This is a genomic window from Mesorhizobium sp. B2-3-2 (assembly GCF_006442295.1).
GTDB lineage: Bacteria > Pseudomonadota > Alphaproteobacteria > Rhizobiales > Rhizobiaceae > Mesorhizobium.
Genome location: NZ_VFWA01000005.1, coordinates 94,447 through 112,108, shown reverse-complemented (window position 1 = coordinate 112,108; position 17,662 = coordinate 94,447). Strand labels below are relative to the sequence as shown.

The window sequence follows — 17,662 nt, the reverse complement described above, 5'->3', positions numbered from 1 at the left end:
AGGTAATGATCGGCCGGCGGCATGGGCTTGGTCGAAAACCGGCGCGGTACATCTTTTCGGCGCCCGGGAAACGCGTTACGCTCTGATCATGGACTTGTTGCGCCACAAGAAGACGGCCGCCGGCAGCGGCTTTCTCGACGATCAGTTCCTCATTGCCATGCCCGGCATGAAGGACGACCGTTTCACGCGCTCGGTCATCTACATCTGCGCCCACAGCGATGAGGGCGCGATGGGCCTGATCATCAACCAGACGCAGCAGATGCTGTTTCCGGACCTTTTGGTGCAACTCGGCATCATGAACGAGCACGAGGCGATCCGGTTGCCCGCCCGTACCCGTGATTTCGTCGTTCGCAATGGCGGGCCCGTCGACCGCAGCCGCGGCTTCGTGCTGCATACGGGCGATTACCGGGTGGAGTCTTCGCTGACCGTTTCCGACGATGTCTGTCTGACCGCGACCGTCGACATATTGCGCGCCATATCGTCGGGCCGCGGACCCCGTCACGCGCTGATGGCGCTGGGTTATTCGGGCTGGGGCGCCGGCCAGTTGGAAACCGAGATAGCCGAAAACGGCTGGCTGACCTGTCCGGCTACTCCGGAGCTTTTGTTCGATACCGACATCGAGCGCAAATATGACCGGATTCTTGCCTCGATCGGCATCGACCTCGCCCATTTGAGCGTAGCGGCCGGCCACGCCTGAGCTCCAGCGGCGTGAAAGCCAATTACGCCTGCGTCAGCGGATACTGTTCCTTCAGCGTCTTCAGCACCTGATCACCGGGCATCGGGGCACCGAACATGAAGCTCTGCACATATTCGCAGCCCATCTGGCGAAGCTCCAGCGCGTCGCGCTCGTCCGAAATACCTTCGGCGACCACCGACAGGCCCAGCTCATGCGCCATGCTGACCATGGATTTGAGCAGCACGGCGCGTTTGGGCGTGTTGTCGTCGACGAAGCTCTTGTCGATCTTGATCGTGTCGAAGGGAAAGCGCGTCAGATAGGCGAGCGACGAATAGCCGGTGCCGAAATCGTCGAGCGACAGGCCGATGCCGAGCTGCTTCAGCTTGTTCAGAACATGGGCGGTCTGCTCGGGATTGTCCATGACCAGCGATTCCGTGAGCTCGAGCCGGAAGCAGCGCGGCTTCAGATTGGCCCGAGCAATAACGGAGCGAACATCGCTGACCAGGTCGCGGCGGATGAGCTGGCGGCTGGAGAGGTTGACCGACACCGACAGCGGCGCGTCGCCGATCTGCTTCTGCCATGCCGCCAGATCCTCGGCGGCCTGCTGCATGGCGAACAGCCCAAGCTGCACGATCAGCCCGCAGCTTTCGGCGACCGGGATGAAATCGGCAGGCGGGATCATGCCGCGGCGCGGATGGTCCCAGCGCAGCAACGCCTCGAAGCCGGCGACGCTGCCGTCTTCCAGCCGCACGATCGGCTGGTAGGCAAGCGTGAATTCGCGCCGTTCGATGGCGCGGCGCAGGTCGGATTCGAACTGCAGCCGGTCGGTGCCGACGGCGCGGAAGGCCGGACGGAACGGTTCGATCCGGTCGCCGCCGAAGCGCTTGGCCTGGTGCATGGCAAGCTCGGCGTCTTTGACCATGTCCTCGGCCGAGGTCTGCGCCGAGGTCCAGGTGATCAGCCCGATCGAGGCGGTCAGCACGATCTCGCGCTTGGCAAAGGTGATCGGAGCGTTGATGGCATGCTTGATGGCGTCCGCCACCGCGGCGATGCGGGCCGGGTCCTGTTCGGAAAGCAGCATCAGGGCGAACTGGTCGCCGGCGAAGCGTGACAGCGAGTCCTTTGGCTTCAACAGCCGGTGCAGGCGGCGCGCGATGGTGAGCAGGATGGTATCGCCGGCCGAGATGCCGAGCCCGTCATTGACCTGCTTGAAGCGGTCGATATCGATGACGAAGACGGTCGGACGCACTTTCTCTTCGGTCCGTGCGATCGAGATGATCGCCTCGAGCCGGTTCATGAACAATTCGCGATTGGGCAGGCCGGTGAGGTTGTCGTGCACCGCGTCGTGCAGCAGCCTCTCCTCGGATTTCTTCTGCTCGGTGACGTCGACCATGGTGCCGACGCAGCGGATGACCTCGCCGTCCGATCCGATCACAGGGCGCGCGCGCAGAGCAAACCAGTGATAGTGGCCGTCGGCGCCGCGCAGCCGGAAGTTCTGCGCCACCTTGCCGCGCCGATGCTCGAGCACCACGTCGAGCGTGGTGCGGAACGTGTCGCGGTCATCGGCATGCAGCACCGGCAGCCAGTTGCGGGCAGCACCCCCCAGACTGTTGGGGGCGAGGCCGAGTTGGATGCTGACGTCGGGCTTGGTGACGACGCGGTCGCGCAGCACGTCCCAGTCCCACACCGTGTCGCCCGAGCCGGCCACCGCCAGCGCCTGCCGCTCGAGGTCGGAAAACAGTCCCTGGTGCAGCGCGCCGCCGGCAAAGGCATGCTGCATGACGGTGAAGCCGATCAGCAGGATGATAAGGATCAGACCGCCGCCAAGCGCCGGCTGGGCGATGTCGTTGTCGAGCATGCCGGTTATCGCCATCCACGATCCGCATAGCCACAACAGCACCATCACCCAACTGGGCACAAGCATGATCGCGCGATCATAACCGCGTATGCCGAGGAAGATGATCAGGCCGAGCCCGGTCAGCGCGGTAGCGGCGAAGGACAGTCTGGCGATGCCCGCCGCGACCGCCGGGTCGACGATGGCGACGCCAGCGATCAAGAGCAGGCCGAGGATCCAGACCAGCGCCCCATAGCTGAAATGGCCGTGCCATCGGTTGAGATTGAGATAGGCGAACAGGAACACCACGAAGGTAGCCGCCAGCGCCACCTCCGTTCCCGCCCGCCACATCTGCTCGTTGCCGGGCGATATCTCGATGATTTTGTTGAGAAAGCCGAAATCGACGCAGATATAGGCAAGCACGGCCCAGGCGAGTGCCGCGGTCGCGGGGAACATGGAGGTTCCCTTGACGACGAACAGGATGGTCAGGAACAGTGCTAGAAGGCCGGCGATGCCGATGACGATGCCGCGGAACAGCGTGTAGGAATTGACCGAGTCCTTGTAGGATTCCGGATCCCAGAGATAGACCTGCGGCAGCTTGGGTGAGGCGAGTTCGGCGATGAAGGTGATCACCGTTCCCGGGTTCAGCGTCACCCGGAAGACATCGGCGTCGGGGCTGCTCTGGCGGTCGAGAGCGAAGCCTTCGCTGGGCGTGATGGCGGCGATGCGGGTCGAGCCGAGATCCGGCCAGAAGATGCCGGAATTGACCAATCGGAAATGCGGCGCCACGATCAGCCGATCGAGCTGCTGGTCGGTGGTGTTGGCAAGCGCGAACACGGCCCAGTCGCCGGTTGAGCGGGCGTCATTGGCCTCGACCTCGATACGCCGCACGATGCCGTCGGGTCCGGGTGCGGTCGAAACCTGGAAGTTTTCGCCCTGGTTGCGGTAGATTTCCACGGCGCCGGACAGATCGAGCGCGACATCGTCGCGGGCAATCTTGATCGGTTCGACGGCAAAGGCCGAGGACGCAGCGCACAGCGTCAGGATCGTCGCGAGGACAAAGGCGAACAGTGGCCCGTTGCGCAGGAATTTCGTCAAAAATCAGTCCTTCGTTCCAGCGCCTGGCGGATCGTCCGCGATCCGGGCGTAGAGGTAGTGGTCCTGCCAGATGCCATTGATCCTGAGGTAGGATCGCAGAAGTCCTTCGCGCCGGAATCCGGCTTTTTCAAGCACACGGATCGACCTGATATTGTCGGGAATACAGGCCGCTTCGATCCGGTGCAACCTCAGCGTATCGAAGGCGAAGCGGGTCACGACCTTGACGGCGTCGGTCATCAGGCCGCGACCGCCGAAACGCTCGCCGATCCAGTAGCCGACATGCCCGCTTTGCGAGACCCCGTGGCGTATGTTGCCAAGCGTAATTCCGCCCGCCAACCTGCCGCTCGACTTCTCGAAGATGAAGAAGGCGATCGCCGTTCCTTGCGCATAGTCCTCGCGGTAGCGGCTGATGCGCAGCCGCCATGCCGCCCGGTCAAGCTCGTCCGGCGCCCAGCGCGGCTCCCATGGTTCGAGGAAGGCCCGGCTTTCGCCGCGCACCGCCGACCACTCCCGGTAGTCATTGGTGAACGGCACGCGCAGCGTCACGCGGTCGCCCTTCAGTGCCGGCAGGTCGCGGCGAAAGAAAGGGAGCGCGAACACGGCGCTTGTGCAGGCTTAGACGGCGAGCTTGCGGGCCGTGGTGTGCGTGCCCGGAAGCGAATCGAGGATCGCTTCGTATGGCGCCAGCGTACCCACGGGCCCGACAGCGGTAAGCGTCGGTTTGGTCGAGAACAGCCGTGACGACAGGTCGGTCAAACGATCGACCGTCAGCGCCGAGAGCCGCTCCATCAGTTCCTCCTTGGCGATCGGCCGGCCGAACAAGAGCAGCTGTCGCGCGATCTGCGAGGCGCGGCTGGCCGGGCTTTCGGCCGACATGATCAGACCGGCGCGGTATTGCGCGCGTGCCCGGTCGAGCTCTTCCTGCAGGATGTTCTCGCCGGCCTTTTGCAATTCCTCGATGATGACAGGCACCAGTTCGGCGATGTCGCTCTGCCCGGTCGCTGCATGGACGCCGAATATGCCGGTATCGGAAAAGCCCCAGTGGAAGGCATAGACCGAATAGCACAGGCCACGCTTTTCGCGGACTTCCTGGAACAGCCTCGACGACATGCCGCCGCCGAGGATCATCGACAGCACCTGCGAGGCGTAGAAATCGCGCACATGGTAGGCACGGCCCTCGAATCCCAGCACGATCTGCGCATCCATCAGGTCGCGGTCCTCGCGGAAATCGCCGCCGACATATTGCGCATATTGCGGGATCGTGTTGTCGGCCTTGGTGCGGAAGCCGCCGAGCTGCTTTTCCACTTCGCGCACGAAATTGTCGTGCTTGATGTCGCCGGCGGCCACGATCACCATGCGCTCGGCGCCGTATTGGCGCTCGATGAAATCGTGCAATTGCTTCGAGGTGAAGGATTTGACGGTTTCCGGCGTGCCCAGAATCGAACGGCCGATGGTCTGGTGGCGAAAGGCAGTCTCGGTGAACCGGTCGAACACGATGTCATCGGGCGTGTCGTGCGCGGCGCCGATTTCCTGCAGGATGACGTGCTGCTCGCGTTCGAGCTCCTGCGGGTCGAATTCCGATTCCTGCAGGATGTCGGCAAGAATGTCGACGGCCAGCGGCACGTCGTCGGAAAGCACCCTGGCATAGTAGGATGTGGTCTCGACGCTGGTGGCGGCGTTGATCTCGCCGCCGACGTCCTCGATTTCCGAGGCGATCTCGAAGGCTGTTCGCCGCTTTGTGCCCTTGAACGCCATGTGCTCGAGCAGATGGGCCATGCCATGCTCTTCGTCACGCTCATTGCGGGCACCCGACTTGACCCAGGCACCCAGGGCAACCGATTCGATGCTTGGAAGGGTTTCGGTGGCGACTGTCAGGCCGTTCGACAGACGGCTTACCTCAACACCCATATGGTTCGTACTCCTTAACGCGCCGCTCGCGCACGGCGGCTGACGTAATCTTCCACCATTTTCAGGTCGGATGGAAGTACCGTGTATTTTTCCTCCGATGTCATCAACCCACCTAGCCATGCGGGCAGTGCGGGCGACACGCCGCTGGCGGCCTCGACGGCGGCCGGGAATTTTGCTGGGTGCGCAGTGCCCAGCACCACCATCGGCGCGGCATTCGAAGCCTTGCCGGCCGCGACATGCACGGCGGCCGCGGTATGCGGATCAAGCAGGTAGTTGCTGGCCGCGAGCGTCGAGCGGATCGTGGCGGCGACCTCGTCCATATCGGCGCGGCCGGCATCGAATTCGGCCCGCATCCCTGCGATTTCCGCGGCTTCTATGGTGAAGGCGCCGGATTGTTTGAGCCCGGCCATGTAGCGCCGCACGGTCGCCGGGTCGCGGCCCGACGCCTCGAACAGAAGGCGCTCGAAATTCGACGACACCTGGATGTCCATGGACGGCGAGGTGGTCGCGAACACGCCCTTGGTGCGGTATTCGCCGGTCGCGAAAGTGCGTGCCAGTATGTCGTTGTCGTTGGTGGCGATGACCAGCCGCTCGATCGGCAGCCCCATTTTCTTGGCGGCGTAGCCGGCGAAGATATCGCCGAAATTGCCGGTCGGCACGGTGAAGGAGATCGGGCGGTCGGGCCCGCCGAGCGACAGCGCCGAGGAGAAATAATAGACGATCTGGGCCATGATGCGGGCCCAGTTGATCGAATTCACCCCCGAAAGCGAGACCCGGTCGCGGAAGCCGTGGTCGTTGAACATGTCCTTGAGTAGGCCCTGGCAATCGTCGAAATTGCCTTCGATCGCCAGCGCATGCACGTTTTCAGCCTTCGATGTCGTCATCTGCCGTTGCTGCACCGGCGAGACGCGGCCATGCGGGAAAAGAATGAAGATGTCGGTGCGGCTGCGTCCGGCGAAGGCGTCTATCGCTGCTCCGCCGGTGTCGCCCGATGTGGCGCCGACGATGGTGGCATGCTGGCTGCGTTCGGCGAGCACATGGTCCATCAGCCGGGCAAGCAGCTGCATCGCCACGTCCTTGAAAGCCAGCGTAGGTCCATGGAAGAGTTCGAGGACAAAAGTGTTGGGGCCGGTCTGGACCAGCGGGCAGACGGCCTCGTGGCGGAAGGTGGCATAGGCCTCGCGCACCAGGCGCTCGAACACGGGCGCCGCGATTTCGTCGCCAAGGAACGGCGACAGCACGCGGATGGCCAGGTCGGGATAAGCAAGGCCGCGCATGGCGCGGATCTCGGCCATCGAGAATTGCGGCCACTGGCGCGGCACATAGAGCCCTCCGTCGCGTGCCAGGCCTGTCAGCACGGCATCGCAAAACCCAAGCGCGGGCGCCTCGCCGCGGGTACTCACATATTGCATCGTCACAATTCCGTTACTGCCTTGGGTTTTCCACCCACCGCAAGGTGGTTAATTTCTACGCTGGCTCAGTCGCATTTTTGCCGCGCGGTTGATATACGTCACCGGCTTTGCGAGAGGGAAGTGCAGTTTCATGGCGTTTCATACATTCAACGGTCGCTTTTTCGCGGGTCTTGCGCTCACCGGCTTTATGCTTGCCGCCGCCGGCTGCCAATCAGGCGACAACGGTATTCTGAACCTGGGTTTCGGCAAGAAGGACCCGACCGCGCCACCGCCGCCGCAGGACCCCAAGATTCTGGCCAGCCAGTTGAACGCCTATTGCCCGAGGGTGACGCTTCGCGACGGCACGGCATTCTTCAACACCTACGCCAACGAAGCCCGGAAGCCCAGGCCCAAGCTCAAGAAGACCGGCGACGCCGCGCAGGATGCCGCGGCCCAGGCGGAGGCCGACGCTGCCGCTGCTACTCCGCCGGACGATTCGGCGAGGATCATTTATCAGGCCTCGATCAGCGACGTGACGCGGGATTGCAGCCGCGCCGACGGACAGCTGACGATGAAGATCGCGGTCGCCGGCAAGATCGTGCCGGGGCCGAAATTCACGCCCGGAACCATCACCATGCCGATCCGCACCGCCGTGATGCATGGCACCGAGGTGCTTTATTCGCAGATCCACCAATATCAGGTCCAGGTTACCGATCCCTCGGTCGCCACCCAGTTCGTCTTCACCGATTCCAACATCGTCGTGCCGGCGCCGACAGCGCAGGATTATCAGGCCTATGCCGGCTATGACGAAAATGCGCCGAAGGCTGCGACCGACAAACCGAAGAAGGGCAGGAAGAAAGCCGCCGCGACCAACTAAGTCCGCGGCAGCGGTGCTCTTGAAGCCAAGCGGACGCTCACGCGTCCGCCGACCACTCGGATAAAGCGGCCAGCGTGCCGCCCAGCTCCGCCCAGCGGCGGATCACCGTCTCGGCGCCCGCCTCCGTCAGCGCATCGGCATGGCCGGGATAGCTATGGGCGGCGCCGGTGAAGCCGATGACACGCATTCCCGCCGACCTTGCGCCGGTGACGCCGTGCACGGAATCCTCGATGACGAAAGTGTTTGCCGGATGGGCGTCGAGCTTTTCGGCGGCCAACAGGAACACGTCCGGAGCCGGTTTGGTTTTTCCGGTCGGCGTCTCCATTGCGGAGAAGATGCGCCCGGCGAAGAATGGCAGCAGATGCACCTTCTCCAGCATGAATTCTATCCGCTCCGAGCGTGAGTTGGAGCAGATGCAACGTTGCGCCGTCACCGAGGCGACCGCTTCGCGCACGCCCTCGATGGCACGAACGTCGCTGCGCAGTTTCCGGTCGACCAGTTCCTCGGCGCGATCGATCAGCGATACCTGGAACGGGATGTCGGACTTCTCCTCGACCCGCATCAGGATGTCCTTGAACGTCAGCCCCGCATAGGTCTCGGCGATCTCCTCGGCCGAGATCTCGTATCCGGACAAGGTCAGGAGCTCGGCCTCGACCCGCGCGGCGATGATTTCGGAATCGACGAGCACGCCGTCGCAATCGAAGATGACAAGGTCTGGCTGGGGCATGGTGATCCGGGCAATGAGGGCGGACAGGCTTCAGGCGGCGCGGCATACACCAACGGGCACATCGGTGCAAACCGGCGGCGCCCGATCGTTGCCCTTCACCGAATATTTACGCTGATCGGTAACCATAACCGGGAGTAAACAGTAACGCGTGCCTTGGGTGTAAAAATGTCAGCCGTGCGTCTTGTCGACGAGCTTTCCCATGCTCCCCAGCAATCCGAATGGCTGGACACGATCCTGAAGGGCGACTGCGTCGCGGCGCTCGACCGGCTGCCCGAGAAATCCATCGACGTCATCTTCGCCGATCCGCCCTACAATCTTCAGCTCGACGGCGACCTGCACCGACCCGACCAGTCCAAGGTCGACGCGGTCGACGACGACTGGGACCGGTTCGAGAGCTTCGAGGCCTACGATGCCTTCACGCGCGCCTGGCTGCTGGCGGCGCGCCGGGTGCTGAAGCCCAACGGCACCATCTGGGTCATCGGTTCCTATCACAACATCTTCCGGGTGGGGGCCAAGATGCAGGACCTCGGCTTCTGGATCCTCAACGACGTCGTCTGGCGCAAGACCAACCCGATGCCGAATTTTCGCGGCCGCCGCTTCCAGAACGCGCATGAGACGATGATCTGGGCCTCTCGCGACCAGAAAGGCAAGGGCTATACCTTCAACTACGAAGCGTTGAAGGCGTCGAACGACGACATACAGATGCGTTCCGACTGGCTGTTCCCGATCTGCACCGGCGCGGAGCGGCTGAAAAACGACAATGGCGACAAGCTGCATCCGACGCAGAAGCCGGAAGCATTGCTCGCCCGTATCATGATGGCCTCGACCAAGCCGGGAGACGTCGTGCTCGATCCTTTCTTCGGCTCCGGCACGACAGGCGCGGTGGCCAAGCGCCTTGGCAGGCATTTTGTCGGCATAGAGCGCGAGCAGGCCTATATCGACGCCGCCAATGAGCGCATCGACGCGGTGCGGCCGCTCGACGGCGCGGACCTGACCGTGCTGACCGGCAAGCGCGCCGAGCCGCGCGTGGCTTTCGTCAGCCTGATCGACACCGGGCTGGTGACGCCCGGCGCCACGCTCTACGATGCCAAGAAGCGCTGGGCGGCCAAGGTGCGTGCCGACGGCACGGTGGCGATCGGCGACAGTGCCGGCTCGATCCACAAGATCGGCGCCGAAGTTCAGGGCCTGGATGCCTGCAACGGCTGGACCTTCTGGCACTATGAACGCAGCGGCGGCCTGACTCCGATCGACGAACTGCGCCGTATCGCCCGGCTCGGCATGGAAAGGGCAGGGGGCTGACCCTTGTCCGATGCCGCGCCTTGGCGTTGATTCAAAGTCTCAACGAAGCGCTGGAAGCGATTCAAATCACGCCTTGATTCCGAGCCGCTCAAGATCTGCCTTAAGCGTCTTGGCATCGGTGAACAGCACCGCTTGCCAGCCGGCCGCCTTGGCGCCGTCGACATTCTTCTGGCTGTCGTCGATGAACAGCGTCGCGGACGGCTCGAGTTCGAACGCGGCGACGTGATGGTCGTAAATGTCGCGATCCGGCTTGATCTTGCCGATCTCGCCCGAAATGGTGACACCGCGGGGACGATTGAGAAAGTCGAAGCGTTGGCGTGCTTCGGCCAGCGTATCGGCGGCGAAGTTGGTCAGCATGGTGACATCGTGCCCGCTGTCGATCAGGCCGACCATGATGGCGACGCTGTCATCATAGGCATGCGGCACCATGTCGTGCCAATGACGGCGAAAATTGCGGATGTTTTCCGCATGATCCGGGTAGTCGGCAATCAGCAGCGTTTCCGCCTCTTCCCATGTCCGGCCGCGGTCCTGCTCGATGTTCCAGTCATGCGTGCAGACATTGTCGAAGAACCATTTCCGTTCTGTCTCATCGGGAATAAGCCGGCTGAACGGGATGTTGGGATCGTAGTGGATCAGCACTTTGCCGATGTCGAAAACGATGTGACGGATTTCAGTCATGCGGTCCTCGTTCAATGCGGGCGTTGCCTTTTCGTCGCGCCGGGTATTGCAGCCTCGATTGCCTTTTTCATGACAGTGGGCAGCGCTTCGCCCGAAATGTCCGCTGGCAGCGACCAGAAATGGCCGGCTGGAGTCTCACCGTTGCTTCGGGCAAGGAACACTTCGAGCTCAAGCGCAAAATGGGTGAAGACATGCGCGATCCGGCCGGCTTGCCGCCAGTCGCCGGGAAAGGGTGCGGCGGCCACTGTGGTTGCGCCGTCCAGCCGTGCCGTCCAGCCGGTCGTCGGCACCTCGGTCATGCCGCCGAGCAGCCCCTTGTCGGCCCGTTTGCGCAAAAGAATGGCGCCGTCGTTTCGCACGGCGACGAAAGCAGCGCCGCGCCGTAGCGGTTTGCCAGCCTTGGGCAGGCGCACCGGGTATTTTTCGGGATCGCCTGAAACGACCGCGCTGCATTCCTCGCGCAGCGGGCAAAGCATGCAGCGCGGCCGGCGCGGGGTGCAGATCGTGGCGCCCAGATCCATCATCGCCTGCGCGAAATCGCCGGGCCTCATGGCAGGAACCATGCGCTCGACACGGGCGCGGATGTCGGCCTTGGCTTCGCTCAGCGGCGTGGCAATGGAGAACAGGCGGGTCACGACGCGCTCGACATTGCCATCGACGACGGCAGCCGGCCGGTCGAAAGCGATCGCCGCGATCGCTGCCGACGTATAGGCGCCGATGCCGGGCAATTCCTGCAAGCCGGCTTCCGTATCCGGAAACCGGCCGCCGCGCCCGGCCACCAGATCGGCGCAGGTCTTGAGATTGCGGGCACGGGAGTAGTAACCGAGCCCTGCCCAGGCCTTCATCACGTCCTCGACAGGCGCCGCCGCCAGCACCGCGACGTCAGGCCATTTCTCGACAAAGGCGCGAAAATAGGCCTTCACGGCTTCAACCGTGGTCTGCTGCAGCATGACTTCCGACAGCCAGATCCGGTAAGGATCGGGCCGCACGCCACGGGCATGGTCGCGCGGGGTCACGCGCCACGGCAACTCGCGGTGATGCATGTCGTACCATGCGAGCAGGCGGGACGCGGTAGACGCAGCGCTGCCGCTGTCACTGGACGCAGCTTTCCTGCTGTCACTGGACGCAGCTCTGCTGCTGTCCTCTGATATGGCCTTGCGGGTCTGCTCGTGCGGTGCCATTGATCTCGTGTCGGCCTCGGCCGGGAAGAGTGGAGGTGGGTGGCTGGAGAACGCACATGGCAGGGAAAAAGCCCTTCGGCAATCCCGTTCCGGTGAGCGATCTCGCGACCGCGATCCTCGATCCGGTGCTGCGCAAGCGAGCGGGCATTTCGGTCAGCCTGGTCCAGTCGTGGGAAGAGATTGCCGGTTCGCGCCTGGCCGGCCATTCGCGCCCTGAAAAGATCCAGTGGCCGCGGCGGCTGCACGAAGACGATCCGTTCGAACCTGCCGTGCTGGTGATCGCCTGCGAAGGCATGGCGGCGCTCCATCTGCAGCACGAGGCCGGCGAGATCATCAATCGCGTCAACGCTTTTCTCGGCTTCACGGCCATAGGCCGTATCAGGATCGTGCAGAAGCCGGTTCTAAGTGAAAAGGCGCGGCCGAAACCGCCAGCCAGGCCTCTCAATGAAGCGGAAAAATCAAGACTGTCGCACATCGTCGGCAAGATAGAAGACGATGGCCTGCGTGCCTCGCTGGAGCGGCTCGGCGCCACTATTCTGGGACAAAGAAAGTCATAGCACCGTCGCCAATCTCGCGATTTCGTGATTATAAGCTTCAAGTTTCACGATTGGATTGGGGACGGCGATGCCTTAATTCGCGCCAACTCTCGCCTTTTCGTGCCTTTGCGTTGCAAAATCCAACCCTTGTCAGGTGATTCGTATGAACCGTCCTCCGTTCGGCAAAAGCTTGTCCCGCAGAAACCTGCTGTCTTCGCTGGCCGCCATTCCGGCGGTGGCCATGCTCGCGGCATGCAGCGACTCTGGTGAGGAAGCCAAGGCGGCCGATGTGAAGCCTGCCGCTCCCGCCGCGCCTGCGACAGCGGCCACGCCGGCCGCCGTCAAGGCGCCGGAGGCTCAAGGCACGGTCGACATGGCCGAACTGCTTAAGCCCGGCGCATTGCCCGACAAGCAACTCGGCAAGGACGACGCCAAGGTCACGATCGTCGAATACGCCTCGATGACCTGCCCGCATTGCGCGCATTTCGCCGAAACCACCTTCCCGGAATTGAAGAAGAAATACATCGATACCGGCAAGGCACGCTACATTCTGCGCGAATTCCCGTTCGATCCGAGCGCCGAGGCCGGTTTCATGCTGGCGCGATGCGCCAAGGACAACTACTTCCCGATGGTGGATGTCCTGTTCAGGCAGCAAGCGAACTGGGTGGGTGTGTCCAACACCAAGGATGCGCTGCTGCAAATCTCCAAGCTCGCCGGTTTTACACAGGAGTCCTTCGAAGCCTGCTTGACGGACCAGAAACTTCTGGACGATGTGAGGGCGGTCCAGAAGCGCGGCGCCGACGAATTCAAGGTCGACTCGACGCCGACCTTCTTCATCAACGGAAAGACCTACAAAGGGGCGATGTCGATTGAGGAAATGTCGGCCATCATCGACCCTCAGCTCTGACGTCCTGGCAATGCCGAAGCGGCAGCGCTTCGGCACGCGCGGCCCTTTTGCCGCGCCGCGACCGTGCGCCCCGCCGCAAACCCGCGGCGCGGTTTCGCGTTCAGGGCGGCGTGAATGAAGTTTTCACGCCTTCGCCTCCTCGGTTTCAAATCCTTCGTCGAACCAGGCGAGTTCGTGATCGAACGCGGCCTGACGGGCATTGTCGGGCCGAACGGCTGCGGCAAGTCGAACCTCGTCGAGGCGCTGCGCTGGGTGATGGGCGAAAGCTCCTACAAGAACATGCGCGCGTCCGGCATGGACGACGTGATCTTTTCCGGCTCGGGCACGCGTCCGGCCCGCAACACCGCCGAGGTCACGTTGTTCCTCGACAACAGCGATCGCTCGGCGCCGGCAGCCTTCAACGACGCCGACGAATTGCAGGTGTCGCGCCGCATCGAGCGCGAGGCGGGCTCGCTCTACCGCATCAACGGCAAGGAAGCGCGCGCCAAGGACGTGCAGCTTCTGTTCGCCGATCAGTCGACCGGCGCGCGTTCGCCCTCGATGGTCGGCCAGGGCCGCATCGGCGAGCTGATCCAGGCCAAGCCCCAGGCGCGCCGCGCCCTGCTGGAAGAAGCGGCCGGCATTTCCGGCCTGCATACGCGCCGCCACGAGGCCGAACTCAGGCTCAAGGCCGCCGAGCAGAACCTCGAGCGCCTGGACGACGTCGTCGGCGAGCTGGAAAGCCAGATCGAAAGCCTGAAACGCCAGGCACGCCAGGCCTCCCGCTTCAAGAACCTGTCGGCCGACATCCGCAAGGCCGAGGCGACGCTGCTCCATCTGCGCTGGACGCTGGCCAAGACCCAGGAAGGCGAGGCACGTTCGGCGCTGGCCGTCGCCACCGCCCTTGTCGGCGACCGCGCCGCGGCCCAGATGGCCGCCGCCAGGGAGCAAGGCATCGGCGCGCATCGGTTGCCCGATCTGCGCGATGCCGAAGCTGCGGCGGCCGCGGCCTTCCAGCGTCTGTCGATCGCCAGATCGCAGATCGAGGAAGAAGCCGGCCGCATCCGCGCTCGCCAGGCGGAACTCGAGCGCCGGCTCCAGCAGCTCGACGGTGACATCGCCCGCGAGGAGCGCATGGTGCGCGACAATGCGGATATCCTCGAACGCCTGCGCACCGAGGAAGCAGCGCTCAATTCCGAAAATGCCGGCGCGGCCGAGCGTGAAGCAACCACCCGAGCCGCCTTCGAACAGGCAGCCGCGACGCTCTCGCAGAGCGAAGCCAGGCTTGCAGCGCTAACCGCCGAGCGGGCCGAGGCCGCCGCTTCGCGCAATCAGGTCGAGCGGACGCTGCGCGAGACCGCCGAGCGTCGGGACCGTTTCGCCCGCCAACTCGCCGATGTCGACCGTGAATTGTCCGAAATCCTCTCCAAAGTCGCGGGCTTGCCCGACCCGGCAGAGAAGCGGCTTCTGGTCGAGGATGCAATGGCGAGGCTCGAAGAGAGCGAGGCTGGGGCGATTGCCGCCGAACAGGCGGTCGCAGAGGCGCGTGCGGCCGAAAATGCCGCCCGTCCGCCATTGCAGGACGCCAGGGCCGAACTGGCGCGCATCGAGACCGAGGCCCGCACGCTGGCCAAGATCCTGAACGCCGCCAGCGGCGATCTCTTCCCGTCCGTGCTGGAACAGATCAGCGTCGAGCGCGGCTATGAGACGGCCTTGGGCGCCGCCCTTGGCGAGGATCTCGACGTGCCGCTCGATCGCAGCGCGCCGGTGCATTGGGGCGAGGGCGCGATCCAGGCCGGCGACGCCGCGCTTCCCGAAGGCATCAAGAACCTGGCCAGCGTGGTACGTGCCCCGCCGCAGCTTGCCCGCCGGCTGGCGCAGATCGGCATTGTCGAGAGCGCCGACGGCCGCCGCCTGCAAGGACTGCTCGCGCCCGGCCAGAGGCTGGTCAGCCGTGAGGGCGCGCTGTGGCGGTGGGACGGGCTGACCGCCAGCGCCGACGCGCCGACCGCAGCCGCGCAGCGCCTGGCGCAAAAAAACCGGCTGGCCGAGCTCGATGCCGAAGCGGCGCAGGCGACGCTTGTTCTGCGCGAGGCCGAGGCGGCGCTCGCGCAGGCTGAACAGGCGCTTCGCGAGGCCAGCGAGGCCGAGCGCGCCGCGCGTCAGGCCGGCCGCGACGCCCAGCACGGACTGGACGCCGCCCGCAACGCGCTGGCCGAAGCCGAAAAGGCCGGCGGCGAATTGTCGAGCCGGCGCGCCGCCCTGGACGAGGCCCGCGCCCGCATTGTCGACAGTCATGAAGAAACTTCGGCCGCCTTTGCCGAGGCGGAAATGCTGCTGCAGGACGCGCCCGATCTTGGCGACCTGCAGATACAGCTCGAACAGTCCTCGGCCAATGTCGCCCGCGACCGCGCCACGCTCGCCGATGCGCGTGCCGTCCATGAAGGATTGCGGCGGGAGGCCGAGGCGCGTTCGCGCCGGCTCGATGCGATCGGCGCCGAGCGCAGCAACTGGCTGGAGCGTGCCGAGAACGCTTCGACGCAGATCGCCTCGCTGGGCGAACGCAAGGCAGAGGCCGAGGCCGAACGCGAGAGATTGGCCGACGCGCCCGACGAGATTGATGCCAAGCGGCGCGCCTTGCTGTCACAGCTCACCGAAGCCGAGACCTTGCGCAAGGCGGCAGCCGACCGTCTGCAGGAAGCGGAGAACAGGCAGGCGGAACTGGACAAGGCGGCCACCGGCGCGATCCAGTCGCTGGCCGAGGCGCGCGAGACCCGTGTCCGCGCCGAGGAGCGCTTGACCGCAGCCGACGAGCGCCGGCTGGAGGTCGAGGCGCGCATCCAGGAGACGCTGAACACTCCGCCGCATCTGGTCATCCGCCATACCGGGCTGGAAGCCGACGATCCGATGCCCGAAATGGCCGAGATCGAGCGCCAGCTCGACAGGCTGAAGATCGAGCGCGAGCGGCTCGGCGCCGTCAACCTGCGCGCCGAGGAAGAGCAGAAGGAGCTTTCGGACCGGCTGGAGACCATCGTCTCGGAGCGCGAGGACATCATCGAGGCGATCCGCAAGCTCCGGCAAGCGATCCAGAGCCTCAACCGCGAAGGCCGCGAGCGGCTTCTCGCCGCCTTCGACGTGGTCAACGGCCATTTCCAGCGGCTGTTCTCGCACCTCTTCGGCGGCGGCACGGCCGAATTGCAGCTCATCGAATCCGAGGATCCGCTCGAGGCAGGGCTTGAAATCCTTGCCCGTCCGCCCGGCAAGAAGCCGCAGACCATGACGCTGCTGTCCGGCGGCGAGCAGGCGCTGACGGCGATGTCGCTGATCTTCGCCGTGTTCCTCACCAACCCGGCGCCGATCTGCGTGCTCGACGAAGTCGATGCGCCGCTCGACGATCACAATGTCGAACGCTTCTGCAATCTGATGGACGAGATGGCCAAGACCACCGAGACGCGCTTCGTCATCATCACCCACAATCCGATCACCATGGCGCGCATGGACCGGCTGTTCGGGGTGACCATGGCCGAGCAGGGCGTCAGCCAACTCGTTTCGGTGGATCTGCAGGCAGCCGAAGCCATGCGCGAGGCAAGCTGACGCGTCCTCAATGGGCGGATCATTTCAAGTCACTTGGTATTCGATGGATCGTGGAACGGCTCGAAGTCGACGTCACGCGATCCCGCACGGAAAGCCGCTCCGCATGTCTCTTGGATGCTCTAACCAGTATGGCCGTGCTTGTGCGGATGATGCCTGGCCGACGACCAGACGAAATACAGCGACCCCAGCTTCAGCACAGGCACCCGACGATCCCGCTCGCGATCACGCAGTTCGCGATAGACCTTCACCTTCAGCGTGCCCCCCGGCAGTCTGATTCGCAGAGCCATGGCGGCCGCAGTATGCGCAGCTTTCCAGGCGGCTGAGAAGGGGCGGTCCAAGTCGTCCCGCCGGCGTCCGGGCGTTCGGACGACCGGTCGGGAATCATGTCTGCCCACCCGACGGGGAAATATTTGCCATCTGCCAGGCCGGCAACTCGCGCCTGTGCTCGCGGCGCCGCAGCTCATTGACGTTGCTTCACCTTCAACGTGCCGTGCTGAAGCCTGATCTTAAGTGTCGTCGTGTCGTTCGCGCGGTAAGGCAGGCGATTCGACTACTTCTCGCCTTGCGCGTTGCACGATCCAGGTCGCACAGATCGCGGCCAGCAGACCGCATGCCATGCCGACGCAATCGGCAACCCAGTCGAGCACGTCGAAATCGCGGCCTATCGCCGTGGTGCCCTGGAGGACTTCGATGGCGGCACCGACAAAAGCGAGGAAGACGATCAGCACCGGCTTGTGCCGCGGCCAGCCAAGGCTGCCCAGGAAAGCCAGCACGGCGAATGCGCTGGCGTGATTGAGCTTGTCATAGTGGAAACCGATATCGATCCCGAATTGCTTGAGGCGATGTACCGGCAGCAGCGCGAGAACGAGAACGGCCACGAGCGTGACGACAAAGGCAATCCGCTCGGCGACGGAATAGATTCTCATTCTGCTCCAACAACATGTCTCCGGTATAAACCGTAACCTGTGTGTCCGGAA

The 17,662-nt window shown here is 64.1% G+C and carries 15 protein-coding genes; 6 read left to right on the top strand and 9 right to left on the bottom strand.

Going from position 1 to position 17,662, the window contains the following annotated elements:
- The first annotated feature begins 88 nt into the window (after positions 1-88).
- Entirely contained in the window at positions 89-697 is a 609-nt protein-coding gene (locus tag FJ964_RS14625) for a YqgE/AlgH family protein (protein ID WP_140494949.1), read from the top strand.
- A gap of 22 nt (positions 698-719) precedes the next feature.
- Here FJ964_RS14625 and FJ964_RS14620 read toward each other — a convergent pair whose 3' ends face one another.
- From FJ964_RS14620 to thrC, 4 genes are read right to left on the bottom strand one after another with little or no spacing between them, the layout of a single operon-like run.
- Entirely contained in the window at positions 720-3,608 is a 2,889-nt protein-coding gene (locus FJ964_RS14620) for an EAL domain-containing protein (RefSeq protein WP_140551029.1), read from the bottom strand.
- Between the two features lie 3 nt (positions 3,609-3,611).
- Positions 3,612-4,208, bottom strand: coding sequence for a GNAT family protein (locus FJ964_RS14615; RefSeq protein ID WP_140520802.1), 597 nt, complete (start codon positions 4,206-4,208; stop codon positions 3,612-3,614).
- 15 nt (positions 4,209-4,223) lie between these two features.
- Complete coding sequence (locus tag FJ964_RS14610; RefSeq protein ID WP_140551028.1) at positions 4,224-5,516, bottom strand: pitrilysin family protein; 1,293 nt, start codon at positions 5,514-5,516, stop codon at positions 4,224-4,226.
- Positions 5,517-5,530: 14 nt separating this feature from the next.
- Complete coding sequence (gene thrC, locus FJ964_RS14605; RefSeq protein WP_140551027.1) at positions 5,531-6,928, bottom strand: threonine synthase; 1,398 nt, start codon at positions 6,926-6,928, stop codon at positions 5,531-5,533.
- 130 nt (positions 6,929-7,058) lie between these two features.
- Between thrC and FJ964_RS14600 the strand changes: the two genes are divergently transcribed.
- A complete protein-coding gene (locus FJ964_RS14600) occupies positions 7,059-7,784 on the top strand; it encodes a hypothetical protein (protein WP_140551026.1) in 726 nt (241 codons plus the stop codon).
- Positions 7,785-7,821: 37 nt separating this feature from the next.
- On the opposite strand, the gene FJ964_RS14595 is transcribed toward FJ964_RS14600, so the two are convergent.
- Complete coding sequence (locus tag FJ964_RS14595) at positions 7,822-8,511, bottom strand: HAD family phosphatase (protein ID WP_140551025.1); 690 nt, start codon at positions 8,509-8,511, stop codon at positions 7,822-7,824.
- Between the two features lie 165 nt (positions 8,512-8,676).
- On the opposite strand from FJ964_RS14595, the gene FJ964_RS14590 reads away from it, so the two are divergent.
- The gene (locus tag FJ964_RS14590; protein WP_140551024.1) at positions 8,677-9,810 is read left to right on the top strand and encodes a site-specific DNA-methyltransferase; all 1,134 of its coding nucleotides are present in this window, start codon (positions 8,677-8,679) and stop codon (positions 9,808-9,810) included.
- 66 nt (positions 9,811-9,876) lie between these two features.
- On the opposite strand, the gene FJ964_RS14585 is transcribed toward FJ964_RS14590, so the two are convergent.
- Positions 9,877-10,488, bottom strand: coding sequence for an HAD family phosphatase (locus FJ964_RS14585; RefSeq protein WP_140551023.1), 612 nt, complete (start codon positions 10,486-10,488; stop codon positions 9,877-9,879).
- A gap of 11 nt (positions 10,489-10,499) precedes the next feature.
- Positions 10,500-11,669 (bottom strand): A/G-specific adenine glycosylase, encoded by a 1,170-nt coding sequence (mutY, locus tag FJ964_RS14580; protein ID WP_140551022.1) that lies wholly within the window; start codon positions 11,667-11,669, stop codon positions 10,500-10,502.
- Positions 11,670-11,725: 56 nt separating this feature from the next.
- On the opposite strand from mutY, the gene FJ964_RS14575 reads away from it, so the two are divergent.
- From FJ964_RS14575 to smc, 3 genes are all read left to right on the top strand, one after another.
- Positions 11,726-12,226, top strand: a complete 501-nt coding sequence (locus FJ964_RS14575; protein WP_140551021.1) for a DUF721 domain-containing protein — start codon at positions 11,726-11,728, stop codon at positions 12,224-12,226.
- Between the two features lie 142 nt (positions 12,227-12,368).
- Entirely contained in the window at positions 12,369-13,112 is a 744-nt protein-coding gene (locus FJ964_RS14570; protein ID WP_140551020.1) for a DsbA family protein, read from the top strand.
- Between the two features lie 114 nt (positions 13,113-13,226).
- On the top strand, positions 13,227-16,685 hold the full coding sequence (gene smc / locus FJ964_RS14565) for a chromosome segregation protein SMC (protein ID WP_140551019.1): 3,459 nt from the start codon (positions 13,227-13,229) through the stop codon (positions 16,683-16,685).
- 119 nt (positions 16,686-16,804) lie between these two features.
- On the opposite strand, the gene FJ964_RS30980 is transcribed toward smc, so the two are convergent.
- Positions 16,805-16,972 (bottom strand): hypothetical protein, encoded by a 168-nt coding sequence (locus tag FJ964_RS30980; RefSeq protein WP_181172475.1) that lies wholly within the window; start codon positions 16,970-16,972, stop codon positions 16,805-16,807.
- 219 nt (positions 16,973-17,191) lie between these two features.
- Positions 17,192-17,611 (bottom strand): VanZ family protein, encoded by a 420-nt coding sequence (locus tag FJ964_RS14560; protein ID WP_140551018.1) that lies wholly within the window; start codon positions 17,609-17,611, stop codon positions 17,192-17,194.
- Positions 17,612-17,662 lie beyond the last annotated feature (51 nt).